This is a genomic window from Streptomyces sp. NBC_01520 (assembly GCF_045040375.1).
GTDB lineage: Bacteria > Actinomycetota > Actinomycetes > Streptomycetales > Streptomycetaceae > Streptomyces.
In genome coordinates this window covers 654,287-677,967 of the sequence record NZ_CP109404.1, presented here as the reverse complement: position 1 = coordinate 677,967, position 23,681 = coordinate 654,287, and the positions used below count along the sequence as shown (strand labels likewise).

The window sequence follows — 23,681 nt, the reverse complement described above, 5'->3', positions numbered from 1 at the left end:
AGGCCCGGATCGGTCGCGAAGGCCTTGGCGCCGTTCCTGTACAGCAGGCTCATGTCGCAGCTCATCCCCTGCGAGGCGGCGATCGTCGTGGCGTACCCCAGCGACGGATCCCCGGAGGTTTATGCCGAGCGGGCGGGGCAGGGGCCGTCGGTGTCGTGGGTCTTCTTGACGGGCGGCGGCTGCACCATGGAGTGGTACGTCTCGCTGGTAGCCGTTGAGCACCCGGTGCCGCTCTGGGATGCCGACGGCTGGGAACCGGACTGGGGCCAGGACCCTCATGACGGCCTGCGGTATGCGGCGCCGTCACTGCGGCAGTCGTTGTGGACCTGGGCAGACGGCGGCAACGTTTGGGACGATGCGCCGGCGCAGCTCGATTAAGGGCTGCTCTGCCTCCGGGGCCTGGTGAGGCGAACTCACGCGGGGGCGGCCGTCGCTGTTCTTGCGGCCAGGGCGGCCACCTGCGCCAGGATCCCGGCCGGGGGTTCGTTCAGGTTCAGGGCGTGGGCGGTGATCGTGACGGGGGAACTGCGGATCACGTGGTCGGTGGGCGACGTGCCAGGGCTGGTCGCCGCATAAATAAGGTGGCCGTGACTGATGCCCAGGGCGGTGCAGTAGGCCAGGAGTTGGTAGAGGTGTTCCACAGGCGGGGCCGTGACCTTGAGGAACGTGTACTTCGCGTCCATCACCGAGATCGGGCCGCCTCCGCGGTACAGGACCAGGTCAGGGCGGAAGGCGGCCCTTCGCGCCTCGTCCAGGCGGTGGACGTCCTGGGGAGCGCAGCGGATGCCGTGGCGGGCCAGAGCCTCGCCGAGTGTCACCGTCACGAAGCGTTCGAAGACCTTCGGCAGGTCGAGCAGGAAACCGTCCGCCGGGGTCGGTGCGCCGCTCTCAGGCCGTATTGAACGGCCGGACAGAAGCAGTTCCGCCAGTCTGAGGGCTGGGACGTAGCGGGCGTTGAGGCGCGTCCGGGTCCAGGCGGGAAGTGGCTCGCCGGGGTGAGGGCGGCGGACGCCGGGAAGGCGGTCCGCGAGGTGGCGGAGGGCCAGACGGGTCGGGTGGGGGACGCCCGGCAGGTGGGCGGCCATATGCAGCGCGGCGAGCAGGATGCGGTTCTCGGGGATGTCGGGGGTGTGGTCGTCGTACTGGACCGATATCGGCAGCGGCAGACCGGTGCGGCGGAGCTGGGCCGTGGTGCGGATGCGGCCCCTGATCAGGGGGAGGTCGTCAGCCACCTCGCGGTAGCCGTGCAGAACACCAGCTACCAGCGTGCCGCGGGCGGTACGGGCCAGCAGGTCGGCAAGGGCGGGAACGAGGTCGTCCGTCGTGGCCGCTGTGACCGGCTCCGGGTGCCAGGGGTCGGTGGAGGAATAGGAGAGAAGGAAGAGGAGGTCCCTGATGCCTAGTTTGGGCTGCAGACGCAGATGGATCGCCCCGCCGGATCGTGTGCGCAGACGGATCAGGCCCACCTTCTGATTGCCACGCACGCTCCAGCGCCCGCCCGGCGCCGGGGTCAGCCGTACAAGATCCGGCACGGCGACCAGGGCCGCCACCTGGTCACCGGTCAGCTCGTACGGGGAGCCAGGGCCGGTCTCCCGGACGGTGAGGGTGAGGTCAGGGTTCACGGTCGGACGGCCGGGGGGACTGCCGACCGATCCGGCGGGGCGAGGGCCTGGGACGGGACACCTGCCGACGAGTCCGGTGACCCGACGGCCGAGTGCAAGGATTCGAGGCCGTACTCCGCCTCGACGTCGACGCCCGTGCCGTGGAGCTGATCCTCCAGAAGCGGAAGGATCTGGGTGCGCCAGATGAGGTCCAGGCCTCCGGGCCGAGCCACTGCGGGCTTCATCAGGTACGACGGGCCGATGGCGCGGTCGGCGTCGCCGAGGCGGGAATTGAGCTCGTCCAGAAGCCGGGCGGCGGTGTCCGGAAGGCCGCGGGCATGCAGCCAGCGAGTCAGCAGACCCTGCACCGGTGGCTTCTCGGGGGAGAGCCGGCGGAAGGCGAAGCGGCGACGCATCGCCGCGTCGACCAGCGCGATCGAGCGGTCGGCGGTGTTCATCGTGCCGATGAGGAAGAGGTTGCCGGGCAGATGGAACGGGTCGTGCGGGCTGTACTGCACGGTGATGGGTTCCTCGCGGTACTCCAGCAGGAAATACAGCTCGCCGAAGACCTTGGCCAGGTTGGCCCGGTTGATCTCGTCGATGATCAGGAAGTACGGGTTCGCCGGGTCCTTCCGCGCCCGCTCCGCCAGCAGTCTGAACGGGCCCGGCTGCACGTCGAACATGACCGAGCCGCTGTCTCCCTTCACGGGACGGAAGCCCTCGAAGAAGTCTTCGTACGTGTAAGAGGGATGGAACTGGACCAGCTGTACTCGGTCCGGACCCGCCAGATGTCTGGCGAGCGCACGCGCCACGTGGGTCTTTCCGGTGCCGGGCGGACCGTGCAGCACCAGCTGGAGCTGGTCCTGAAGCTGTTCGGCGGTTTCCTGCAGCCATTCCAGCGGCATGAGCAGCTCGTCCGCCAGCTCCTGGGGGACCGGCGGGAATTCCAAGGGCGTGGTCACATCGACCTCCGCGAGTACGTCGGTGACCGCGTCCTCCAGGCCTGCACGTTCGGCGAGCTCGGCCGCCACGCCGCTGATGTCGTACACCGCCGGCGGCAGCGGCAACCGCGCCTGGACCTTCTCGGGGAGTTCGGCCCGCACGAGGGGCCGTTCGGCGGTGACCCAGCGCACCGGACGGCGGCGGGCGTTGTCGAGGCCCTCGGAGGGGTCGTACGCCGGCGGGCCCTGGACGGTGCCCACATGCACCTCGTCCGGGGTGACGGTTACGACCAGGTCGCCGGGCTGCATGACGGTCAGGAAGACGTGGAGCTGGTAGGCGGCTGCTCCGCGCATCTGGGTGGTGGCTTCGGGCATGGCCTCGGCGACGGCCTGCCGGATTTGCTGCTTCGTGGCACCGGCGGCAAGCTTCGGCGCTTCCCTCCAGGAGAGTGAGCAGTAGCCCTGGCTGAGCCACGCCGGGATGAAGTCGTGCCCGTCCACGTTGTTGCCGCGGACCAGCCAGCCGCGCTGCTCGTGTTGCACGGCGCCCTTGCGCCAGCGGCCGACCCAGGGCTCGTCGTAGAAGTCGACGGACTGGCCGATCTGGACCTCAAGGTTCCTGCTGAGCGTCAGCAGGTCCTTGTCATCGTTGCCGGTGGGGTTCGGAAGCTCGTCCGCGAACGCCTTCAGGATCAGGTGTTTGTGGTGGGCGCTGGCGATGGGCTGGAATGTGTCAGGGAAGAGCGTGAACAGCAGTACATGAATCTGGGCGCGACCCTTCTTGTGGCCGACCGACTCCTGGAGGTCGAAACAGAGGGCCCGGAACCGCCAGGGGTCCAAGAAGAGTTCCTCCCGCTCCGAGGGATCCGTCCTGGCCAGTCGCTCCACCAGGAGGACCAGGATCTGGAACTGCGCCCAACGGTAGTTGAGGAACCCCTGGCCACCGTGGAGGAAGCCTTTCAAGGCGGGCTCCAAGTCCGGGTGCACGTCCATACGGCCGTCGGCCCAGGACAGTACCTCGCGGAGGACCTGGAGCTTCTTCGGAAGGCCGATCTGTTCGGGGACCAGCGGAGCCATGTTCACGAAGAGCAGTTCGGCGGCCAGGACGATCGTCTCGTCGGGGGCACCGGTGAGTTGCCGGCGAAGCTTGACGAGGAAGGTGTCCGACGATTCGTCGGGCCGGTCGACGAAGCGGGCGCGCAGATCGGAGGCGGTCGCGTCGGTCCAGACGGCAAGATCCGGCTGGAACACCGACTTCCCGCTCCGCAACCCACCATGGAAGATCCGTTGCACCACCGACGCGACTTCAGCACCGTCCGGCCGTCTCGCCACAGTTCCACCCGCCCCTCGTATGTCACGAAGTGCCCACCCTAGTAAGAGAACCGGACCTGCGTGACGGACAACGAGCAGCCGCCCCGTCTGCCGAGCGGCTGGGTCGCGCCGGCATCGACCACCAGGGCACGGATCAGGCACGACAACCGCCTCGACGCGATGAGGTCCGTCCAGAGCCTGTGGCAGCTCACCTCGGACCCTGGCAGGCCCTCCCGGCCTGGTCGGCCTTGTCCGGATCTGCCCGCCACCCGGCAGCGCCGCCGCCACGATCCCCGCCCCTGCGACTGCTCGCCGAAGTCGCCGCCGCCGATCCGGCGGCCGTCACCCCGGCCATGCCCGCTCTGCACGCCCTCCTGGACACGGACGAACGTCCCGTACGCCATGACCAATGGGGTGCCGTCCGGGACGACGGCGCCGTGCGTGCGGCGGTCGGAGCAGTACTGGATGCCGCTGCCGCGAAGGACGCCACCACAGCGGACGCCGTGGGCGAGCAAGTGCCGGGAACCTGACACCACATGGCACCTGCTGAACAGGGCCTTGGGCGTGTGGGTCAGCTCGTGGCAGCACAGGCCGGTGTGGGCCGACGGTTCAGCTCGACGCGAGTGTGCGCCGGTGGTCGCCGGTCAGCGGCGGCCGGTGGCCAGGATGACGAGGAACTGGCCGCCGCCCGGCTGGATGTCGGCGGTCACCGGCAGCCCCGGTACCAGTCGGGAGAACCGGTCCACCAGCCAATCCGCCGCCGCTTGGGCGTCCCGCCTGGTCGGACAACGACCCACCATCTCGCGGCCCCCCTTGCGCTCCAGCCTCCCGGCAACGCTGATCAGCGACGCGGGTTCGACCACGTACAGGCGGTCCGGCCAGGCGATGACCACCTTGACCGCGCCCTTGCGGGTGTTGCATCCGCGATGCGCGAGCCGTTCGGCGACCTTTGCCTTCCGGTCGGTGGTCCGACTGTCGACGCTGGGCCCCCGCGGGTCGTTCACCGATTCGTCGGGGTCGACCGCTTCGTCACACACCCAGCAGCGCCAGCCGTCGCGCGCGGCCACATCATCGAGGAGACTCATCCGAGCAAACTAGCCTGCTCGGCCGCCACCCCGCGCACCAGGGCCCCGGGCGGAGGTGTCGGCCGAACAGCCACCACTGACAACCCGGCGCGGCCGGTCCGGACGGTGTCGCCGCAGACGGGCCCGACTCTCGGAGTCAGGCCCTGGCTTCTTCTCTTCCGCGGGGACGTCACAGCAGGCGCTTGCGGCCCCAGAAGATGATGAAGGTGACGACGACGCTGGTGACGGATCGCCCCATGCGATCGCGGACCGACAGCCCGAACTGAGGCCGCCGGCACTGCGGCGGACCGAACAGGCGGGCTCTGAAGCGCTCACCTCCACGCGGCACGTGGTGGGAATGCTGCGAGACGCCGACGAAGAAGCGCTGCCGCCGCTCGCGGGTATCGGCGAAGTGCGTTCGCTCGTCGAGGAGTTCTCGGCCGTCGGCGGCACCCGGGCCCGGCTCGATCCGGAAGGGAACTTCGACGACCTGCCGGTGGAGGTGACCACGGCCGTACACCGGGTGGTGATGGTGGCCCTCACCAACGTACGCAAACACACCCATGGGTACACCGGGGTGCGGGTGCGTGTGGACCGCTCGGGAATCCGGCTCACCGTACGGGGCAGCGACGACGGCCGGCCGCGCCATGTCCCCCGGAGCGGCTTCGGGCTGAGAGGGCTGTCCGAGCGGGTGGGCCTGATCGGCGCAAGTGTCGGGTAGTGGTGGCGCTGGGGGGCCCGGCCCCATGTGAGCTGCTCTGCGTAGCGGGGCGCCTTTGCCGCGGCACGGGCTCCACGTAGAAGCCGGGTCAGCCAGTGGCGAGCGCGGTTTGTCGCGGCGGGGCCACCTCGGCACCCCGTTCTCCGAGGTGCCGACCGTGTGTGACCTCTGCGGGCGTGGACGGCCGTCCGACCGTGACTCCAATTCTTTTACCGGTATAGTTTGACCGGTATAGTTATTGGTTCCGTGAGGAAAGTGGCACATGATCGAGATCCTGAACCCCGCCCTGCTGGCCCGAGCGAGGGACACAGGCGCCCTGGTCGCAGACATTCTGCAGGCACTGAAGGGCCGCAGCGTGATCGGCACGAACCTCCTGGACATCGACCGGTGGGCCAAGGCCATGATCGTCGAGGCGGGAGCCCTGTCCTGCTACGTCGACTACGCGCCATCCTTCGGACGCGGCGCATTCGGTCATTACATCTGCACGGCAGTCAACGATGCCGTGCTCCACGGGCGGCCCCACGACTACACGCTCGCCGACGGTGATCTGCTCACGCTTGACCTTGCCGTCTCCCGGCGTGGAGTCGCCGCGGACGCCGCCATCAGCTTTGTCGTGGGCGATGCGCAGCCCTCGGAGAGTGTCGCGATGATCAGGACGACCGAGCGCGCACTGGCCGCAGGGATCGCCGCCGCCGGACCCGGAGCTCGTATCGGCGACATCTCCCACGCGATCGGTACGGTCCTCGGCCAGGCCGGATACGAGATCAACACCCAGTTCGGAGGACATGGCATCGGGTCGACGATGCACCAGGACCCGCACGTCGCGAACACCGGACGGCCCGGCCGTGGATACAAACTGCGTCCCGGGCTGCTGCTGGCACTGGAGCCGTGGGTCATGGCGGACACCGCCGAACTCGTCACCGACGCCGACGGATGGACGCTCCGAAGCGCGACGGGCTGCCGGACGGCACACAGCGAGCACACGATCGCGATCACCGAGGACGGAGCCGAAATCCTCACGTTGCCGAAGCCGTAAGGCCGGAACCCTCTTACTGATCGTTTCAGAATGAGTTGAGCCGTGGGTCTTGCGCTCGACGATCTTGGTCGGCAAGGTGTCCGGCGTGCGTGCTGATCTTGTTCCTGACGACCTGTGGGAGCGGGTGGCCCCGTTGCTGCCGCCCGCCCCCGAACGGCGCCATCGCCACCCGGGGCGGCTGCGTGTTCCCGATCGAGTGGCGCTCGCCGGCGTCATGTACGTGCTGCGGACCGGTGTCGCGTGGCGTGACGTCCCCGCGGAGGCGGTGGGCTGTTCCGGGGTGACGGCCTGGCGCCGACTGCGGGACTGGACCGAGGCCGGCGTCTGGCTGCGCCTGCACACCGCCCTGTTGATCGAGCTTCGTCGCGCCAGCCTGCTGGACCTGGACGACTGCTCCGTGGACGGATCGCACGTCCGGGCGCTCAAAGGGGGGACCACGTCGGACCCTCGCCCGTCGATCGGGCCCGCTCTGGCTCGAAGCACCACCTGATCGTCGACCGTAACGGAACCCCGCTCGCCGTCACGCTCACCGGTGGCAACCGGCACGACGTCACCCAGCTCCTGCCCCTGCTCGACGCCGTTCCGTCGATCCGGGGTCTGCGGGGGCGTCCCCGCCGCAAGCCCCGGCGTCTGTATGCCGACCGGGGCTACGACTTCGACAAGTACCGCCGCCTGCTGTGGAAGCGCGGCATCAAGCCGATGATCGCCCGACGCGGCGTCGCTCACGGCTCCGGACTGGGCAAGGTGCGCTGGGTGGTCGAGCGCGCCTTCGCCTGGTTGCACCAGTTCAAACGGCTCCGAACCCGCTACGAGCGCCGCGCCGATCTCCACCAGGGCCTGCTCGAACTGGCCTGCAGCCTCATATGCCTGCGCCGCCTCCGAACTTCATTCTGAAAGATCAGTATGGGGCGACGCATCGAAGTTGGTGGCAGGGTAGCGAAGTCGGGTTCCTGCCCTTGCGAGCTGAACTCAGGTGAGGTCGAAGGTGACACTCGCGGAGCCGTCCCAGTCCGGTGCCTCCACGAGCGTGAGGGTTCCATCCTCGGCCTCGACGACTCGCACCGTGATCCCGCCGCAGTCCTCACCTGGAAACGCAATGGAGAAGTGGGGATCCATCTCCATGAGGAAGTCCCAGCCTTCGCGTTGGGTTGCGTCAAGGGCGTTGGCATGCCGACCGGTCGCCCGCCACTTGCCGACCGCGTCGAGAGTGGCAGTGATGTTGATGTCGTACATCTCAAGGCAAATCGACTGATTAACCCACCATTCGAGGCGGCCCTGACCCACGAATCGATCCATGAGCACACTATGCAACTGTGCAGGCCGACCGGGCGAGCCTGCACAGCTGCCGGCCGTCGTGGGGCAGGCCGCGACACAGAACTGCATGGGGCAGACCGGACGGGGCCTCGCCTCATCCGGCGGGCACCCCACACGCCTTCGCCGCCTTGCGACCTCATTCTGAAACCATCAGTTACTCCCTTTCCATGTTCGGTGAGTACGTACGGCATCGAAGCATGCTGCCGGTCCGAGGAGGGCGTGGGTTCCGCTGATCGGTGCTGGTCTGTCAACTGCACTGTCGGGCGGAACTGCTCGCCCCGGGGCCGTGATTCGTGAGCATCCGGGGATGCGCGAGACTCTTTCGCCTCATCACGATCTGATCGACGGGCGGGTACGGCTGCCGCGGGTAGGGCAAATGGTGTCGGGTCCGATGCCGTAGCTGCCGTAGCTGCCGTGGGTGCGTGGCGGATGCCGCCGGGTTCTTCTCTGCACCAGGTCAAGTGGCGTGTCCGTCGGGCCTCAAACGGTTCGTGGGTGCCAGTCATCTGTATTGCGGTGGCAGCCGAGTCCGACTGCGGAGAGTCGACGCAGCGGACCGGTCGTGGCACTTCACGCTGTACCTCAACGCCACCGGGACCGCGCTCTTGGCGTGCGGCGGCGTCAAACGTGAGCGGCCTTCGAAGGTGGGCGGTCAGAAGCTCCAGCTGTAGACGCCGCCACCCGTGTTCACCGCAGACGTCTCGAGCCGGGGATCCTCTGCAGGACAGCCGGTAGATCATCGCCGGTCATGTCGTCCCCGTCCTCGGACCGGAGTCGCGTGGTCCAGCGGCCTGCGAGCTCTTCGAGTGGGGCGGAACTTGCGTTGGCCGGCGCTCGGGTCAGCCGCTTCGGCAGAGCGAACACTTCAACGCCATCGTTCAAAGGGGCCGTGACCCACTCCGGCCACGCCCACCCGAGGAGCTGTTGAAGCGGCGGGGCCTCGACCGAAGGCTCCTCGAAGTGCATGTCCTACTCGGCGATGGCGCAGTCCGGCTCAATGAGGGAACGGAGGGCGACTACGACCGGGCCTGCGCGGCCATGTACCTCGTCGGAGTCCTCGAACTGCCTGAAGGGGGTGAAGCGCTCGTCCTCAGGGACGAACCGCTCTCCACCGCCTGCCTTCCCGCGCACCGATTGCTTGTTCGCTGGTGCTACGCGGAGAGTGGAAGGGCGTCGCTGAGATCATCCTGGCGGGGCTTCCGACCGCCGAGTGGGACGAAGGGCCCGTGATGAGCACCACCGGCGACCTTGTCATGTTCGACGCCACCTACTTCGGCACTGAGGCCGGGACGCTCACGGAGCGCATCGTTCCCGACCTCCGCGCCGGCCGCTACCGGGTGGACTCGGCAAGCATCGAACCCGACCGGCTGCCGTCCTTTCGCATCCACCGATTCGTCGAGCTGACCTGACCCGACGCTGCTGTGGAGAAGGACAGCACCGCAGCAGGGCCGAGCCGGTCACTGCCCGCGGAGGTAACTGTCGGGGAGCTGTCGTCGACCTCTCGCCGTGCAGGATGTCGGTCCGCAGAGGCCGACGTGGCGCCGAGGGACGCGGATCGCGCTTGTGCCCCGTGCGCGTCGGGACCTCCGACGCCTGGAAGACCCGTGGGCTGCGCCGGGAACAGCCGGTCGGGTCGGCACGGTTGCATCGACCGAGGGATCGGCCCCGTACGGGCGGAGACCACAGGACCGGCCGTCCCACCGGGGCCCGGGCTCCGAGATCGCGGCGCGCCCGCCGCGCATCCGGACCAAGACGTATTTCTGCAGGAGGATTGTTCCATGACTGACAGGCCGTTGACGCTCATGGCGGTGCACGCTCACCCCGACGACGAGGCCACCGGAACCGGAGGGGTCCTCGCGCGGTACGCGGCGGAAGGCATCCGCACCGTTCTTGTGACATGTACCGACGGCGGTTGCGGTGACGGGGCGGGGGGTGCCAAGCCGGGCGATCCCGGGCACGATCCGGCGGCCGTCGCCCTGATACGCCGTCGAGAACTCGAGGCGAGCTGTGACGTCCTGAAGATCAGCGATCTGGAGATGCTGGACTATGCCGACTCCGGAATGGTGGGCTGGCCGAGCAACGACGCCCCCGGATCCTTCTGGCAGACCCCTGTGGAGGTAGGCGCGGCCCGGCTTGCGGAACTCATGCGGCACTACCGGCCCGATGTGGTCGTCACCTACGACGAGAACGGTTTCTACGGTCACCCCGATCACATCCAGGCCCACCGCATCACGATGGCGGCTCTGGAGATGACCGAGCTGACGCCGAAGGTGTACTGGACGACGATGCCCCGCTCGATGATGCAGAAGTTCGGGGAGACCATGCGCGAGTTCCATGAGGACATGCCGGAGCCGGATCCTGCCGAGGCCGCCGCGATGGCCGAGATCGGCCTCCCCGACGACGAGATCACCACATGGGTGGACACCACCGCGTACAGCGGTCAGAAGTTCGATGCGCTGGGTGCGCACGCCAGTCAGGGCGAGAACATCTTCTTCCTCAGGATGGGCAAGGAGAGGTTCGGCGAGTTGATGGGCGTGGAGACCTTCGTACGTGTGAAGGACGCCACCGGCGCGGCCGTCCCCGAGAACGATCTCTTCGCCGGACTGCGCTGACCTTTTCGTCCGACCGGGGTGCGGGCCAGCTCATGTGCCGGTCCAGGCCGGTGGCAGGTGTGGGATGAGGTCCAGGGCCTGGAGGAGGGAAGGGCCAGGCCCTGGCAGGAACTCCTGGGCGAGTTCGTCCGCCTCGCCGGGTCCGGAGGGCCGGAGAGCGGTTGCGTACGGCGACCGGGTCAGGCTCGGCAGAACGGCATGCTCCGTACGTAACCGCCGAGGTTCTCGTCCTCGGTGCCTAGCAGGGCATCGGCGGACCCGGGCAGACACTCCACCGCCTCGACCTTGTACTGCCGGAACGTCCCGAGCACGGTCCGGGGCGCGGCGAGGGTGACGCGTACCCGGCCGTCAGCCGACACGGACACCCGGCCTGCTTCGCCGATCGCGGAGTCGAACGGGCCGTCGTCACCGGCGTCCGCCGCCGAGCTCACGATGATCCGGCCGGAACCGGTCACCGAGATGTCGGAGATGTGCCGGGTGCCGTCGCCGGTCGGGTACGCCGCCGTGTAGGCCCGGCGCGTCACGGCACCGAACAGCGGCTGTCCCCACGAGGCGAAGGTCAGGGGTGCCGCGTACAGCGTGGCTGGACGATCCGCGCCGGCACCGCGGTCCGCCCACAGCGCGGCGAGTTTCCCGTTCCGGGCGACGAGCGCGAAGCTCTCGAAGTCGTCGCCCTCACCGATCGACGGCAGCGGCGTGTAGTCGATGACCGTCGCCGTGGAGCCGGTGACCTCCAGACGGTAGACGATGCCCCGGCCGGTGAGTGCCAGGTACTGTCCCGGCATCCCGGGGACGGCCTCGATGGCCTCCAGATCGACGGGTTCCGGCCCGTCCCAGGTCATCGGGGAGATGCGGTCGGAGTCCTCCCGGTGGGTGATCCGGGACAGACGCTGCTGCCCGGACCTCTTGTTGTCGTGCACGACCAGCAGGTACACCCGGCACCGTCGCCGGTACGGCCCTCGTACGCGAGGCCGCTGATACCGCTGCGGGCGTCGCTGCCGGCCTTCTGCCATTCGCCGCCGCCGCCGGCCGGGGCGGTGCCGAGCGTCGTCAGGAGCGCGGTCGCCGTGGTGAGCCAGGCCATGCGCTGCAACACAGGGAGATTCACCGGGGCCGCTCGCCTTCTCTGTTCGACAGGCGGGCAGTTGCGTGCCGGGCGTCAGGTTATTGATCAAGACCAGCGGGGCCCAGCAGCCGTTACGCCATTCGCCGGAGCGCGAAGGCGGACTCGGCGGGCGCACGCACCGGGACACACCTTCGGACGCCCACGATTCCGGACCTCGGGCGGTCTGGTGAGAAGCGACCGTGGGGCGGAGACTTCGGGCATGAGCGAACCGCGGGTGAGTGAGGGTGAGGGGCCGGATCGCCGGCCCGACACGGGGGAGGTCCGGCGGGAGGGTGGCGGGCAGGCCGGTATCGACTGGGATCGCTGGGTTCCCGAGCGGACGAGCTATGCCGACTACGCCCGTGAGTACGTCCAGGAGTTGCTTGACGAGGGCCGGATCGAAGAACTGCGGTCGGCGGCGCTCACAGGGACGGCTCTGGCGGGCGTACGGCTCGCCGAGCTCTACGCCACGCAGGGCCGGATCGAGGAGTTGCGTGTGCTCGCCGGCACCAAGAACGCGCGCCTGGCGCTCCTGCTGGCCGACACACTGGCCGACACGGCGGCCGGGCGGGACGGATCCGAAGCGGCGGTCGCCGTGATGAAGATGCGCCTGGAGATCCTTGAGGCGGACGCCCGTAGCCAGGTGATCGAGCTGCTTCGCGCACAGGGCCGGATCGAGGAGGCCATCACCTTCCTCCAGGCGCGCCCGGACGAGAACGATTACGCGGGTTGGCACCTGCTGGTCCATCTGCTTCTCCTCCAAGGGCGTGTCGAGGACGTACGGGCGATGGCCGGCGACAGCAAGCGTTCCTATGCCCACACATCGGTGACGGGCATCCTCGCCGAGCAGGGGCGGATCGAGGAGTTGAGGGCACTTGCCGCTCCCGGCCCTCTGCTGGCCCGCGCGCTGGTCGGGCTGGGGCGCGTCGATGAAGCGATCGCTGTGATGCAGGAGGGCGTCGACGCCGACGAACCGCACGCCCGCGACCTCCTGATCGATCTGCTGGTGGAGCAGGGGCGGGCCGATCAGGCCCTGACCGCCCTTGAGGCCAGGCCGCACAACCCGTACGAACGGGTGTCCACCGCTCCTGTGAAGGTGGCCCGGCTCCTGGACGAGCAGGGCCGGGCCGAGGACGCGATCAGGATCCTGCGGACCCGCGGGCACGCACCTCGGCAACTCGGTGCGCTTCTGGCTGGGCAGGGCCGCACCGACGAGGCTGTCGAGGTCCTCGACCGCGCGATGGCCGACGCCAAGCATTCTGCCGTTATTGCGGAGTTGGCCGAGGCCCAGGCCGACCTGCTCGTCGAGCACGGCCGGATCGATGAGCTGCGCGCCCGTGCCGGCCTGGGCCACCGTGTGTACGGTGCCCGACTGGTGGCGTATCTGGCGGAGACCGGCCGGACCGGCTGAGCGCCCGGAGGCGGCACGAGACTGGTCCACATCGTGGACCGGCACCCCGAGCGCGCCTCCGCGCTGGCCGCCCCCGCCGAAGGCGCGACCTGGCCCACCGACCTCGCGGCCGCCCGGTCCGACGACATCGACGTCACCGCTGTCTGCACCTCCCCCGAGTCGCACGCCGACCTCTTTCCCGCCAGGTCGGCGGCCCGGCCGGACTGACGGCGCTGCGACGGCTGTTCACCGAGTTCTGCGAGGACATCCGCCACGGACGCACACCGCTGGTGACGGCGGCCGACATCCACGCGGCCGTCGCGGCGGTCGTGGGCGGACTGTCCTCCGCCCACCTGGACGGAGCTCCGGTCAACCCCGCTGTGCCGCGCAGGTGAAGGAAGTGCTGTCCTGGGCCCTGCCGGTGGGGCGGTGCGTCGTGCCGTCCGCCCTCGACCGCGGACGGGCGGGCAGGACTCCTTGTACCGGCGGTCCTGAGGTGGGAGAGAATGAGGCATGGCGAAGTGCAAGAAGTGCGGTGCGGGAAAACGTCGTTGGTCCCGTTCCTGTCCCCGGTGCCGTTCTGGGTCCGACCGGGCGGACGCGGCTGCGGACGCTGCCGAGCTGGCCGTGGAGACAGGACTGCTCGGGTGGATCGGGCGCGGAGCCATCGCAGTTGTGCGGGTGATACTGCGCGCGGTCAACTGACGGTGCCCGGCGAGGTCCGGTCGCTGTGGGGGAGTTGCCGGGCGGCCCACATCTGTGTCGTGTCCGGGGCTGTGTGGGCTGCCCAGCCCCGCTGGACGCATACCTGGCGCACCCGCGCCGATGTCCTGCCCGACATGCTCGTGCACCTGCGCACCCTCGCCGCTGAGCCCACCCGCCCTGACGGCGCGTTGCCCGCAGGCGCGGCGGGGCGGCGGACGGCCTGGCCGCCGCCGAGGAGGCGGCAGGCTACTACGGCGGCCTGTGCACGGGAGAGCCCCGGGGCCTTCGACCACCTGCTCACAGAGGCAGTCGGCTCCGGGGAGCACTCACCTCACGACGCTCCGCCGCGCCCTGGCGAGGTCGGCCGACAACTCGGCATGGGTCCGGTGCTCGTGTGCACGACACACCCGTTTGACCGGGACCGCTGCCGCCACCGCTCGCTGAGCGGGCTGTTGCCGACGGTGTCGCATCATCACCACCACGCGTGATGCGGGGAGCCTGGGACAGGTCCGGATCCCGAACGCGTCAGCTTCTTCAGGCGCCGCCGGGTCGGGCGTACCCGGCGGCCTTCATCGTTCGGGCGCACGTGGACACGCCAGGGGCGTCGCCCGACGACCGGGCGACGCCCCTGACCGCGGTCGGCCTCGACCGCGGACGTGACTCACGGGCCGCGCCAGAGGTTGGCGAAGGCCGAGTTCTCGATGGTCCGCCTCTGGCGTACGGCCTCCAGCTCCATCACCGCGTCGTGGACGGCCGCCACCACGGTCGTCACCGCCTCGTCATCGAGGTCGGGCTCGTCGTCGGAGCGTGCGTCGTCGATGCCCACCACCGAGGCGAGGGCGACCAGGACGGGCTCCTGCCCCTCCCGGCGTTCGACTGCCCTGCGGCGGCCCGGCGTATCGGCCGGCTCGACGTGTTCCGGGCCGAAGGGCAACCGGCCGCTGCGCTTCCGCGTCAGCTCGCCGTCCTCCTCCAGCACGGCCTGGTACGCGGCCGAGAGGTCTCGGCCCCGGCGCCACAGCCAGTCCTCGATCCGCTCGTAGGGTGGTTGCCGGGCGGCCTGTGCCGCGGCCTCGCCGAGCAGCCGATCATCCGGCTTCGGCGCCCCGTCCGGCCCGCCCGGCGCGATGCGGTCGCCGTCCAGGGTGACGGCCCCTGCGCCGATGAGATCGATCAGCTCGGCCCCCGCGAGGGCGAGCGACAGATCACCCTGCCCCACGGCGTGCTCCGGCTTCGGGTCCAGGGTGATGATGAACAGGTCTCTCGCCGTAGTCATGAACGGCTCCCCTCGAAGACATCGACAAAGGTGCGCCCCCGCCCACCGGCCCGCGTCCGGAGCTGGTTCACGGCGACGCGACTGTCACGATCAGTATCACCTCCGCGCGTTCGCCCGAAGACCTCTCGCAGGACCCGTTCTGGCCGATGCTGTTCAACAACGTCACCCTGTGCCTCCTGGGCAGCGACGACTTCCCCGCCGACGCGATAGCGGCAGGCCGCCCGTGATCTGACCGCGGCGGCAGCCGTCGGCGCCCTCGCCAGGTTCTCGTGCAGCGAGGTGAAGCCGATGCCGCGCTCGCGCAGCTCGGCGACCATGTTGATGAGGTCTTGGAGGCTGCGGCCGTAGCGGTCGAGCGAGGGGACGACAAGCGTGTCGCCGGCGTCGAGGAACGCGTGGCACGCCTTCAGCTCGGGACGGAGCGCGTCCTTCCCGGACTTCTTGTCCGCGAAGATCTTCCGGCACCCGGCGGCGGTGAGAGCGTCGAACTGCCGCTCCGGTTTCTGCCCGCCGGTAGACACCCGGGCGTACCCGATTTTGGTCTCGGTGCGCACGAGCGGCTCGGTGACGAGCGCGTCCGCGTCGTGCGCTGGCTCCTGAGTGGTCGTCATGGCCCCGGACCATGTCAGAAAACGGAGGTCCGGGGTTCTCGAACACCCGAGGTCTTTGAAGGGCTTTTTGAAGGCTCCGAGGAGGCTGGGCAACCCATCGGGAGAGATCTTCAGAAAACGAAGGCTCCCCGACAGGTCCCCGGATCGGCAGCGGGTGGGGGGGCTTTGACGGACGGTCTCGCGCGCCGGACAGCAGATTCTGGAAGTCCGTGCGAAATCCCCTTGCTCAATGGTCAAGAATCGTTGACCATTGCTCCCATGCCTACCGACGATCTTCCCGAGACGTTTTCCGTCACCACTGACGAGCAGCTGCGCGCCGTCTCCAATCTCACGCGCCACCGGATCATGGCCGTGCTCCGCTTCGAGCCAGCGACGATTACGCAGATCGCCGAGCGGGTGGGCCTTGCGAAGGGGAGTTCCAGCTATCACGTGCGGCTGCTGGAGCGGGCCGGCCTGGTGAAGGTGGTACGGACACGGAAGGTGCGGGGGGTCACCGAGCGCTACTACGCGATGGCCGCGCGGGCGATCGCGCTGCCGGATCCGGGCGAGGGAGGGCCGGATGTGCTGATGCGGCATGCGGTGGCGGACCTGGAGGCGTCGCCGGCGGACGGCGAGCGGCACGTGCGGATGGCGCATCTGCGGCTCACCGAGGAGCAGTTCGCGGAGCTGGGGGCGCGGCTGCAGGCATTGGCGGACGAGTACCGGGAGCTGTCCGATCCGTCGCTGCCGGACGCGTCACTCGTCTTCGCACTGTTCCACCCGGCATCGCGCGAGCGGGCCGAGGGGGGCGCCAAGTGACCTCAGATGTTCGGAAGTTGCCGACCGGGTTCGGACGGCTGTGGACTGCGCAGACGGTGTCCTCGTTCGGTGACGGGGTGTCGCATGCCGCGCTGCCGCTGCTCGCGTTGACGTTGACGCGGGACCCGATGGCGCTCGCCGCCGTCACGGCCGCCGGGACGCTGCCGTGGCTGCTCTTCGGGGTGCTCGGCGGTGCGCTGGTGGATCGCTGGGACCGTCGGCGCACGATGTGGGTCGCGGACGCGGCGCGTGCGGTGCTGCTCGCGATACCGGCGGCAGCGGCCGCGCTCGACGTGCTGAGCATTTCGCTGCTCGCGGCCGTCGCCTTCCTGCTCGGCCTCGGCGGACTCTTCTTCGACACGGCCGCCACGGCCTACCTGCCGGATCTGCTCGGCCGCGACCCCGCACTCCTGGAGCGAGCCAACTCTCGCTTGCGCGGAGCCCAGACGGCCATGTCCGGCTTCGCGGGGCCGCCTGCGGGCAGTGCGCTGCTCGCACTCGGGCGGACCGTTCCGCTGCTCGCCGACGCGGTGTCGTTCCTGTTGTCCGCGCTGCTTGTCCGTACGCTGCCCGCCCTGCCCCGGCCCGTTCCGGAGGTCCGCGAGTCGCTGCTTCGGCAGGCGCGGGCCGGGGCCTCGTACGTCTTCCGGGACCGGGTGCTGCTCGGGCTGGCGCTCCGCCCGGCGGTCGGGAACGTCGCCTTCGTCGCTGTGGAGACCGTCCTCGCCCTCTTCGCGCAGGACCGCCTGGGCATCGACACCTACGGCTTCGGCCTGCTCCTCACAGCGGAGGCCACCGGCGGCCTGCTCGGTGCAGGCATCGCCTCCTACCTTGGCCGACGACTCGGCACCGGCACCGCACTGACCTGCACAGCCGCCGTCGAAGGGCTTGCCATCCTGGGCCTGGCCGCTGCCCCGAACCCGTACGTCGCCGGGCTGGCGCTCGCCGTCTGCGGGGCCGGCATGGGCGCCACGATGGTGCTCGCGCCCTCCCTCCGGCAGGCGATCGTCCCCGCCCACCTGATGGGCCGGGTCGCCTCCACCTCCCGCATGCTGGCCATGTGCGCCGCCCCCGTCGGGGCCTTCCTCGGCGGCTGGCTGGCCACCACCTACGACATCCGCACCCCGCTCTACGCCGCCGCTGGTCTCCTCCTGGTGATGACAGCCGTCACAGCATCCATGACCAGCAACCGCCGGGTCGAAGCGGCGCTGCGTGCCGCCGCCCCAGTCGGCGGTCCGGATCACCCGGCATCCAAGGACCCCGCCGAGGAGAGTGCACCCGACTTGTTGTGACGCCTGCCGCGAATGCATCACAACTAGTCGGGTGCCAGGCCCCCGCGGGGCGCAACGAGTGCTGGGGCGGTCGGTGGTGCCGGCCGTCAATCCTCGTCGTCCTCGGAGGCGTCCGGGTCCAGGAAGGGGCGCAGGCCCTGGCCGGGACCGCTGGCTTTGATGTTGAACAGGTAGCGGCCCAGGAAGTTGATGTGCCGGTCCTTGAGCGGGGAGAGGCGGGCGACGTCTTCGTCCTTGATGTCGTGACCCCCGGCACGGAGCCGGGCAACGGCGGCGTCCAGGTAGCGGGTGTTCCACAGGGCCACGGCGTTGAGGACCAGGCCGAGAGCGGCAAGCCGGTCCTCCTGGCCCTCCCGGTACGCCTGGCGGATCTGGCCGCGGCCGCCGTGGCAGGTCGCGCGGGCGAGGCGATGGCGGGATTCCTGCACGGTGAGCTGCCGGTTCATCAGCCGCCGGTAGGTGTCATCGACCGGGTCGGCCAGGGCGAGCAGGTGCATGGTCCTGTCGATGTGCCCGTACTCGGCGAACGCGGCCCTGCGAGCGAGGGCGGCCACCGTGGGACCGGGCGCAGTGGCCCGGTCACAGCCATCCGCTGCGCTGGGCCTGCAAGGCCATCTGGAAGCGGTTCGCGGCGCCCAGCTGGGCCATCAGGATCTGCAGGCGGCGGAACAACGTGCGGCGGCTGATTCCCAACTCGCGGGCGATGACGTCGTCGCTCGCGCCGCCCGCGAGGAGCCACAGCAGGCGGCGGTCGGCGGGCGGCAGGCCGCCGGGGCGAGTGGTGCGGCCGTGGAACGGCAGGGCGTTCTGCCAGGACTGCTCGAACAGTGCCATGAGTGCGGAGAGCAGACCGCACGGCTGCACGACGAGCATGGTGTTGTGTACGTCCGCCTCCTCGATCGACAACGACACCAGTGCGTACGCGTCGTCGATGATCACGAGTTTGACCGGCACCGACGGCAGCACCCTGGCCTGTTCACCGGCCCTGACGCACGGCTCGATGACCTCCTTCAGGTGGCCCGGGTGTTCCAGCGACTCCCGCGAGTACACGACACGCTGCGTCACACCGCGGGCGAGCGTGGCCAGCGCGTCGTCCGTGGCGTCGGCCAAGGGGAAGTACGGCGGTGACTCGAACTGCCGGATCTGATCGCGGGCACTTGCCCACGCGTGACGAATCCTGGGGCCGATGGCGTCGCCGGTGACGACCTCGACGAGATGGTCGTTGTACGCGGCGAGCCGATGCCGCCGGAACGACTCGAACGCGCCCCCGACGGTGATGCGCGACTCCTCGACCTCGGCCGCACGGCGCCGGGCGAGGATCTCGAGGCCCGCGGTCGGCGGAACCGGGGCCACCACGTCCCCGCTCTCCCCGGCGGCACTGGCCAGACCGGCGTCGACCAGTGCGCCGTACGCCGTGGCCAGTTCCGCGTCGTCCAGGCCGGCCGCGGCCGCGATCGCACTCAGCGGAGCGGGGGCAAGTTCGAGGAGTGCCAGGTAGACCTGGCCCACCGCGTGACCGATGCCCAGGAGCCGAAGGGCCTCGCCGAGTTTTGCGTTCGTCATCCGACGCATTATCGACGGCTCCGGTCGGGACTGTGGCCGATCTGTGCCAGTGGCACTCCTGGGCACCGGGCGCGCGCCGTACGGGATAGCTTCCGGGAGCCGCCGACGACCGGCGGCGGCGAGGGGGCACGAGCCGAACCCGGAGCAAGCCCGTCCGTACGGTCCGCCTCTGCCCAGCGCCACCGAGGAATCCATCCAGAAGAAGGTGTACGCCGTGGCGAAGGGCCGAAAGAACGCTCTCTACTCAGGGATCTCCGAGGAGCTGTCCGCTCTGATGCGGACGGGGTGGGCGGACACGGAGCGGCCCGGCCTGCGGCTCGGTGAGCAGGCTCCGTACGCGGCCCGCCGCCGCGCCTCGCTCTCCGCACGCTTTCCGGGCGAACGCCTCGTGATCCCCTCGGGGAACCTCAAGGTCCGTTCGAACGACGACACCTACCCGTTCCGCCCGTACTCGGGCTACGCGCACATGGCCGGAGACCGGGCCCGGGACGGCGCTCTCGTCCTCGAACCCCGGGCGGACGGCGACCATGACGCCTACTGCTACCAGCTGCCGCGGGACAGCAGGGACAACGACGAGTTCTGGACCGGCGCCACGGCGGAGCTGTGGATGGGCCGGCGCCGCTCCCTCGCCGAGTCGGAGCTCGTGCTCGGGCTGCCCTGCCGGGACGTCCGCACGGCGGCCGGCGACCTGGCCGCCGCCCCCGCTGCACCGACCCGGATCGTCCGGGGCATCGACCCGTCCCTGGAGGCCGGCGTCACCACCGATGAGGAGCGCGACGCCGAGCTGGAGGAGGCGCTCAGCGAACTCCGCCTCGTCAAGGACGACTGGGAGATCGCCGAGCTCCGCAAGGCCGTGGAGTCCACGGTACGCGGATTCACCGATGTGATCGGTGAGCTCTCCCGGGCGATCGCGTCGTCCGAGCGGTGGATCGAGGGCACCTTCTTCCGCCGTGCACGCCTTGAGGGCAATGCCGTCGGTTACGGCTCGATCTGCGCCGCGGGCGAGCACGCGACGATCATGCACTGGACGGACAACGACGGTCCGGTGCGCCCGGGGGACCTGCTCCTGCTCGACGCCGGCGTCGAGACGCACACGCTCTACACCGCCGATGTCACCCGCACGCTGCCCATCAGCGGCACCTTCACGCCTGTGCAGCGCGAGGTCTACGACGCCGTGTACGAGGCCCAGGAAGCCGGCATGGCAGCCGTCAAGCCGGGTGCCGCGTACCGCGACTTCCACGAGGCGTCCCAGCGGTACCTGGCGGCACGGCTGGTCGGGTGGGGCTTCATCGAAGGCCCGGCCGACCGCGCGTACGAACTCGGCCTCCAGCGCCGCTTCACCATGGCGGGAACCGGTCACATGCTCGGACTGGACGTGCATGACTGCGCGCAGGCCCGGAACGAGGAGTACGTCGACGGCGTGCTGGAGCCAGGCATGGCGCTCACCGTCGAGCCCGGCCTGTACTTCCAGCCGGACGATCTCACCGTGCCCGAGGAGTGGCGCGGCATCGGCGTCCGGATCGAGGACGACCTGGTCGTCACCGACGACGGTCACGAGAACCTGTCAGCGGGCCTGCCGCGGTCGGCGGACGATGTCGAGGCGTGGATGGCCCAGTTCGCGGGTTGAGCGCGCGTGGGGGAGGGGGCCTGGTGCGGGGTCACCCGGATCCGGACGTCGAGCTGAAGCCGGGTCCGGCCGCCTTGCCGGCTTCGGCGGCGTCGCCCCCGTGATTCGTGACCCCGGCAAGATCAAGTGGCAACCTCCGTCGGCCATGGCGCTACAACCGCCGCCTCCCACGAGTCCTCTACGTCTCCGCGTTGTTCAGCATCCGCCATTGCGATGAGTCGCGCCGGTTCTACGAACGCAAGCGAGCCGAAGGCAAGCGCCACATCCAGGCCGTCCTCGCTCTGGCCCGCCGCCGCGTCAACGTTCTCTGGCCCTCCTCCGCGACGGACGCATCTACGTACCCGTGCCACCCACCGCTCTCGCGGCCTGACAGACCGCATCAGGAATCAGTGGCCGGCGTGTCGTCGCAGGTAGCTCCGTGGTCGGTGCGGACACGGGCCAGCAGCGAACGCAGGGTGTCGCGCTCCTGCGGGGTGAGGTCGGCGAAGAGTTCGTCCTCGACGGCGGATGGCGATGTCCAGCTTGGAGACGGCGGCCGTGCCCGCTTCGGGCGGGCCCGGAGGCCACTGCGCGTCCGGTGCCGCGATCGTTGATCCTCGTCGAGATCAGCGCCGGCAGGCCATTGCTGGCGACCATGCGTCCGGCCGGTGCCGAGTCGCATCAGGGCGGGGCCAGCACCCTGCTCGGCGGGACCGTCCCGCCGGGCAACGTGGCTCCTCGCCCGCTGACGGCGGCCACGGGATTCGCGCAGTGCCGTCACATCGCAAGGCCCACCGCGCGTACGAGCACCGCGTCAGCATCCTTACGCAGAACGGCCCATGATCGTTCGCAGTAGCCACAAGGACGCGATCCGGTAAGCGCGCTCGCCGGACGTGAACCCGGTGGGTGCCGCTGTCGTTGAGACGAAAGACACGCCCGCACGCGTCGCGTGCGCAAGGGCAGGCCGGCGACCTGTGCGGCCTCTTTCCATCTCAAGGGGATTTCATGGTCCTTTCTCACCCGTACTCGACGGTCCGCAAGGGGATGGTGACGGCTGCTGTGCTCACCGCCTCGTTGCTGACTTCCGGAGCCGCTCCGGCCACCGCGGCCGATGTCTCCGGGCAGCGATCCGTCAACCATTACGTGGCCCTCGGCGACTCCTACGCCGCAGGAACAGGCCTGTCCCAGCAGACGGACGCGGAGTGCATGCGTTCCAAGGGCAGTTACCCGGCGTGGATCGCCGAGACGTACAAGCCTTCCGTCTTCAAGGACGTCACGTGCAGCGGGGCCACCACGCGCTCGTTGTGGAATCACGAGGGATCGTCCGCGCCCCAGGTCAACGCCCTCACCCGGGACACGGACCTGGTGACCGTCACGCTCGGCGGCAACGACCTCGGCTTCTCCGACGTGATCACCAGGTGTGTCCTGGCCGGTCTCACCACCCGGGAGGGGACTCCCTGCCGGGACAAGGCGGCGAAGGAGGTGGACTCGGGCTTCGCGAGGCTGAACACCCGCCTGCCCGACATGCTCGCCGACATCGAGCGGCGCAGCCCACAAGCGCGGGTCGTCGTGGTCGGGTATCCCAACCCGTTTCCGGCCGACGGGAGTACCTGCGGTTCCTCCGTGCCCCTGGCCAAGGGTGACGTTGCCTGGCTCCATCAGACCACCAACCGGCTGAACTTCATGCTGGAGCTGGTAGCTCTCACGAAGCATGCCGAGTTCGTCGACACCTCGTCGGTGTTCCGGGGCCACGACATGTGCCGACCCTCCTCCGGGCAGTGGATCAACCCGCTGCTGCCGCAGACGTCCGGATCGGCACATCCCAACGCAGTCGGCCACCTGATCACAGCGGTCGAGGTGTACGAGCGGCTCGAGAAGTAGTCACTCCCTCTTTCCGGGGGGTCGGAGCAACACTCCGGCCCCTACGGAACGGCAAGAGAGCGACAAGGTCTCGCCAAGGGCTTCCGGCGAGTGTGTGAGCCGTTCGTCCGCGCATGCGGCCGAGCACGCCACGGAACACTTGGACAGGATCGAGCGCCACGCATGAACGGGATCATGGAAACGCGGACCACTGCCTCCGCTCCGACCTGGTCGCATGATCGGAACCTCGCACCCGACGCTGACTGCGACGCCTTCATCAGAGACATCTACGACCAGTACGGCCCTCTGCTCGTCCGGTACGCCGCGCGCCTGCTGGACGGTGACTGGCACAAGGGGGAGGACGTCCTCCAGGAGACTGCTGCCCGCGCCTGGAAACACGCCCGTCTCCTGGGCACCCGCAACGAAAGCCTCAGACCGTGGTTGTTCACCGTGACCAGGAATCTCGTGATCGACCATCACCGGGCGCGTCAGGTGCGGCCGTTGGAGCACATGTCCGTCGAGGAGCTGGACGTCTCCAGCAGCGACAACACGGCATCCACGATCGACTCCCACGTGGTGTCGCAGGCCCTGGGAGAGCTGAACGAGCAGCAGCGAACCGTCATCCTCCTCATGTACTACCTGGAATACAGCGTTGCCCAAGCGGCCGAGCACCTCGGCATACCGGCGGGCACCGTCAAGAGCCGTGCCTTCTACGCCGTGCGGGCGTTGCGCAAAGTGCTGGAAAAGCAGGGGATCCTGGGGGTGTGACCATGGCGCGGCCCCGGTCGCACGGTCGTCAACGGGGCCTGTAGTCCAGACTGGGAAGCACGACGGACCTGAAGTAGGCGAGCAGGTGGGTCGTGTCGGGGTCTGCC

At 69.5% G+C, this 23,681-nt stretch carries 23 protein-coding genes and 2 pseudogenes; 16 read left to right on the top strand and 9 right to left on the bottom strand.

Annotated elements, in window-relative coordinates:
* Positions 1-51: 51 nt before the first annotated feature.
* The gene (locus OG524_RS03005; RefSeq protein WP_405392530.1) at positions 52-378 is read left to right on the top strand and encodes a hypothetical protein; all 327 of its coding nucleotides are present in this window, start codon (positions 52-54) and stop codon (positions 376-378) included.
* A 35-nt stretch (positions 379-413) separates the two neighbouring features.
* On the opposite strand, the gene OG524_RS03000 is transcribed toward OG524_RS03005, so the two are convergent.
* A complete protein-coding gene (locus OG524_RS03000) occupies positions 414-1,622 on the bottom strand; it encodes an McrC family protein (protein ID WP_405808938.1) in 1,209 nt (402 codons plus the stop codon).
* Positions 1,619-3,793, bottom strand: a complete 2,175-nt coding sequence (locus OG524_RS02995) for an McrB family protein (protein ID WP_405392532.1) — start codon at positions 3,791-3,793, stop codon at positions 1,619-1,621. The genes OG524_RS03000 and OG524_RS02995 overlap by 4 nt, the downstream gene beginning before the upstream one ends.
* A 308-nt stretch (positions 3,794-4,101) precedes the next feature.
* On the opposite strand from OG524_RS02995, the gene OG524_RS02990 reads away from it, so the two are divergent.
* On the top strand, positions 4,102-4,383 hold the full coding sequence (locus tag OG524_RS02990; RefSeq protein WP_405392533.1) for a hypothetical protein: 282 nt from the start codon (positions 4,102-4,104) through the stop codon (positions 4,381-4,383).
* 114 nt (positions 4,384-4,497) lie between these two features.
* Here the strand turns inward: OG524_RS02990 and OG524_RS02985 are convergent, their stop codons facing one another.
* Positions 4,498-4,938, bottom strand: a complete 441-nt coding sequence (locus OG524_RS02985; protein WP_405392534.1) for a hypothetical protein — start codon at positions 4,936-4,938, stop codon at positions 4,498-4,500.
* Positions 4,939-5,275: 337 nt separating this feature from the next.
* On the opposite strand from OG524_RS02985, the gene OG524_RS02980 reads away from it, so the two are divergent.
* The 3 genes from OG524_RS02980 to OG524_RS02970 all read left to right on the top strand — a co-directional run bounded on the left by OG524_RS02980 (position 5,276) and on the right by OG524_RS02970 (position 7,568).
* Positions 5,276-5,638, top strand: a complete 363-nt coding sequence (locus OG524_RS02980; RefSeq protein WP_405808935.1) for a sensor histidine kinase — start codon at positions 5,276-5,278, stop codon at positions 5,636-5,638.
* Positions 5,639-5,900: 262 nt separating this feature from the next.
* The gene (map, locus tag OG524_RS02975) at positions 5,901-6,674 is read left to right on the top strand and encodes a type I methionyl aminopeptidase (protein ID WP_405392537.1); all 774 of its coding nucleotides are present in this window, start codon (positions 5,901-5,903) and stop codon (positions 6,672-6,674) included.
* Positions 6,675-6,759: 85 nt separating this feature from the next.
* A protein-coding gene (locus OG524_RS02970; protein WP_405808419.1) for an IS5 family transposase occupies positions 6,760-7,568 on the top strand; the annotation gives its coding sequence in 2 pieces (ribosomal slippage) (positions 6,760-7,099 and positions 7,099-7,568; 810 coding nt in all).
* Positions 7,569-7,643: 75 nt separating this feature from the next.
* On the opposite strand, the gene OG524_RS02965 is transcribed toward OG524_RS02970, so the two are convergent.
* Complete coding sequence (locus OG524_RS02965) at positions 7,644-7,970, bottom strand: hypothetical protein (protein ID WP_405808421.1); 327 nt, start codon at positions 7,968-7,970, stop codon at positions 7,644-7,646.
* A gap of 978 nt (positions 7,971-8,948) precedes the next feature.
* On the opposite strand from OG524_RS02965, the gene OG524_RS02960 reads away from it, so the two are divergent.
* The 3 genes from OG524_RS02960 to OG524_RS02950 all read left to right on the top strand — a co-directional run bounded on the left by OG524_RS02960 (position 8,949) and on the right by OG524_RS02950 (position 10,600).
* The gene (locus OG524_RS02960; RefSeq protein WP_405812414.1) at positions 8,949-9,218 is read left to right on the top strand and encodes an Imm21 family immunity protein; all 270 of its coding nucleotides are present in this window, start codon (positions 8,949-8,951) and stop codon (positions 9,216-9,218) included.
* On the top strand, positions 9,137-9,397 hold the full coding sequence (locus OG524_RS02955) for an Imm21 family immunity protein (protein WP_405808933.1): 261 nt from the start codon (positions 9,137-9,139) through the stop codon (positions 9,395-9,397). The genes OG524_RS02960 and OG524_RS02955 overlap by 82 nt, the downstream gene beginning before the upstream one ends.
* Positions 9,398-9,766: 369 nt before the next feature.
* Positions 9,767-10,600, top strand: coding sequence for a PIG-L family deacetylase (locus OG524_RS02950; protein WP_405392538.1), 834 nt, complete (start codon positions 9,767-9,769; stop codon positions 10,598-10,600).
* 179 nt (positions 10,601-10,779) lie between these two features.
* Here OG524_RS02950 and OG524_RS02945 read toward each other — a convergent pair whose 3' ends face one another.
* Positions 10,780-11,520 carry a hypothetical protein gene (locus OG524_RS02945; RefSeq protein WP_405808930.1) on the bottom strand — a complete coding sequence of 247 codons (741 nt, stop codon included), beginning with the start codon at positions 11,518-11,520 and terminating at the stop codon, positions 10,780-10,782.
* A gap of 405 nt (positions 11,521-11,925) precedes the next feature.
* Between OG524_RS02945 and OG524_RS02940 the strand changes: the two genes are divergently transcribed.
* Both OG524_RS02940 and OG524_RS02935 read left to right on the top strand, forming a co-directional pair.
* Positions 11,926-13,116, top strand: coding sequence for a hypothetical protein (locus OG524_RS02940; protein ID WP_405392540.1), 1,191 nt, complete (start codon positions 11,926-11,928; stop codon positions 13,114-13,116).
* Positions 13,117-13,149: 33 nt separating this feature from the next.
* Positions 13,150-13,323 (top strand): hypothetical protein, encoded by a 174-nt coding sequence (locus OG524_RS02935; protein WP_405392541.1) that lies wholly within the window; start codon positions 13,150-13,152, stop codon positions 13,321-13,323.
* A gap of 1,138 nt (positions 13,324-14,461) precedes the next feature.
* Here the strand turns inward: OG524_RS02935 and OG524_RS02930 are convergent.
* Both OG524_RS02930 and OG524_RS02925 read right to left on the bottom strand, forming a co-directional pair.
* Positions 14,462-15,076 carry a GPP34 family phosphoprotein gene (locus OG524_RS02930; RefSeq protein WP_405392542.1) on the bottom strand — a complete coding sequence of 205 codons (615 nt, stop codon included), beginning with the start codon at positions 15,074-15,076 and terminating at the stop codon, positions 14,462-14,464.
* Positions 15,073-15,687 (bottom strand): recombinase family protein, encoded by a 615-nt coding sequence (locus OG524_RS02925; protein WP_405808925.1) that lies wholly within the window; start codon positions 15,685-15,687, stop codon positions 15,073-15,075. Before OG524_RS02925 ends, OG524_RS02930 begins: the two co-directional genes overlap by 4 nt.
* 258 nt (positions 15,688-15,945) lie before the next feature.
* On the opposite strand from OG524_RS02925, the gene OG524_RS02920 reads away from it, so the two are divergent.
* Positions 15,946-16,485 (top strand): ArsR/SmtB family transcription factor, encoded by a 540-nt coding sequence (locus OG524_RS02920; protein WP_405392543.1) that lies wholly within the window; start codon positions 15,946-15,948, stop codon positions 16,483-16,485.
* Complete coding sequence (locus OG524_RS02915; RefSeq protein ID WP_405808923.1) at positions 16,482-17,777, top strand: MFS transporter; 1,296 nt, start codon at positions 16,482-16,484, stop codon at positions 17,775-17,777. The genes OG524_RS02920 and OG524_RS02915 overlap by 4 nt, the downstream gene beginning before the upstream one ends.
* Positions 17,778-17,863: 86 nt before the next feature.
* Here OG524_RS02915 and OG524_RS02910 read toward each other — a convergent pair.
* Together OG524_RS02910 and OG524_RS02905 are read right to left on the bottom strand one after the other, a co-directional pair.
* Positions 17,864-18,310: pseudogene (locus tag OG524_RS02910) on the bottom strand (Tn3 family transposase); the annotation flags it as partial.
* Positions 18,311-18,356: 46 nt separating this feature from the next.
* Complete coding sequence (locus OG524_RS02905) at positions 18,357-19,340, bottom strand: LuxR family transcriptional regulator (protein WP_405392545.1); 984 nt, start codon at positions 19,338-19,340, stop codon at positions 18,357-18,359.
* Between the two features lie 214 nt (positions 19,341-19,554).
* On the opposite strand from OG524_RS02905, the gene OG524_RS02900 reads away from it, so the two are divergent.
* From OG524_RS02900 to OG524_RS02885, 4 genes and pseudogenes are all read left to right on the top strand, one after another.
* Entirely contained in the window at positions 19,555-20,967 is a 1,413-nt protein-coding gene (locus tag OG524_RS02900; RefSeq protein WP_405808921.1) for an aminopeptidase P family protein, read from the top strand.
* Positions 20,968-21,025: 58 nt separating this feature from the next.
* Positions 21,026-21,337, top strand: a pseudogene (locus OG524_RS02895) (transposase); the annotation flags it as partial.
* Between the two features lie 614 nt (positions 21,338-21,951).
* On the top strand, positions 21,952-22,827 hold the full coding sequence (locus OG524_RS02890; RefSeq protein WP_405392547.1) for an SGNH/GDSL hydrolase family protein: 876 nt from the start codon (positions 21,952-21,954) through the stop codon (positions 22,825-22,827).
* A gap of 162 nt (positions 22,828-22,989) precedes the next feature.
* Positions 22,990-23,574: a sigma-70 family RNA polymerase sigma factor gene (locus tag OG524_RS02885; protein WP_405808918.1), complete on the top strand. Its 585-nt coding sequence runs from the start codon at positions 22,990-22,992 to the stop codon at positions 23,572-23,574.
* The last annotated feature ends 107 nt before the right edge of the window (positions 23,575-23,681 follow it).

What these genes read in the sequence shown, in the direction of transcription:
- OG524_RS02925 (WP_405808925.1), bottom strand. Translation starts at nt 15,687, where the DNA reads ATGACGACCACTCAGGAGCCAGCGCACGACGCGGACGCGCTCGTCACC.
- OG524_RS02890 (WP_405392547.1), top strand. Translation starts at nt 21,952, where the DNA reads ATGGTCCTTTCTCACCCGTACTCGACGGTCCGCAAGGGGATGGTGACG.
- map (WP_405392537.1), top strand. Translation starts at nt 5,901, where the DNA reads ATGATCGAGATCCTGAACCCCGCCCTGCTGGCCCGAGCGAGGGACACA.
- OG524_RS03005 (WP_405392530.1), top strand. Translation starts at nt 52, where the DNA reads ATGTCGCAGCTCATCCCCTGCGAGGCGGCGATCGTCGTGGCGTACCCC.
- OG524_RS02930 (WP_405392542.1), bottom strand. Translation starts at nt 15,076, where the DNA reads ATGACTACGGCGAGAGACCTGTTCATCATCACCCTGGACCCGAAGCCG.
- OG524_RS02950 (WP_405392538.1), top strand. Translation starts at nt 9,767, where the DNA reads ATGACTGACAGGCCGTTGACGCTCATGGCGGTGCACGCTCACCCCGAC.
- OG524_RS02940 (WP_405392540.1), top strand. Translation starts at nt 11,926, where the DNA reads ATGAGCGAACCGCGGGTGAGTGAGGGTGAGGGGCCGGATCGCCGGCCC.
- OG524_RS02965 (WP_405808421.1), bottom strand. Translation starts at nt 7,970, where the DNA reads ATGGATCGATTCGTGGGTCAGGGCCGCCTCGAATGGTGGGTTAATCAG.
- OG524_RS02985 (WP_405392534.1), bottom strand. Translation starts at nt 4,938, where the DNA reads ATGAGTCTCCTCGATGATGTGGCCGCGCGCGACGGCTGGCGCTGCTGG.
- OG524_RS02980 (WP_405808935.1), top strand. Translation starts at nt 5,276, where the DNA reads ATGCTGCGAGACGCCGACGAAGAAGCGCTGCCGCCGCTCGCGGGTATC.
- OG524_RS02920 (WP_405392543.1), top strand. Translation starts at nt 15,946, where the DNA reads ATGCCTACCGACGATCTTCCCGAGACGTTTTCCGTCACCACTGACGAG.
- OG524_RS02885 (WP_405808918.1), top strand. Translation starts at nt 22,990, where the DNA reads ATGAACGGGATCATGGAAACGCGGACCACTGCCTCCGCTCCGACCTGG.
- OG524_RS02905 (WP_405392545.1), bottom strand. Translation starts at nt 19,340, where the DNA reads ATGACGAACGCAAAACTCGGCGAGGCCCTTCGGCTCCTGGGCATCGGT.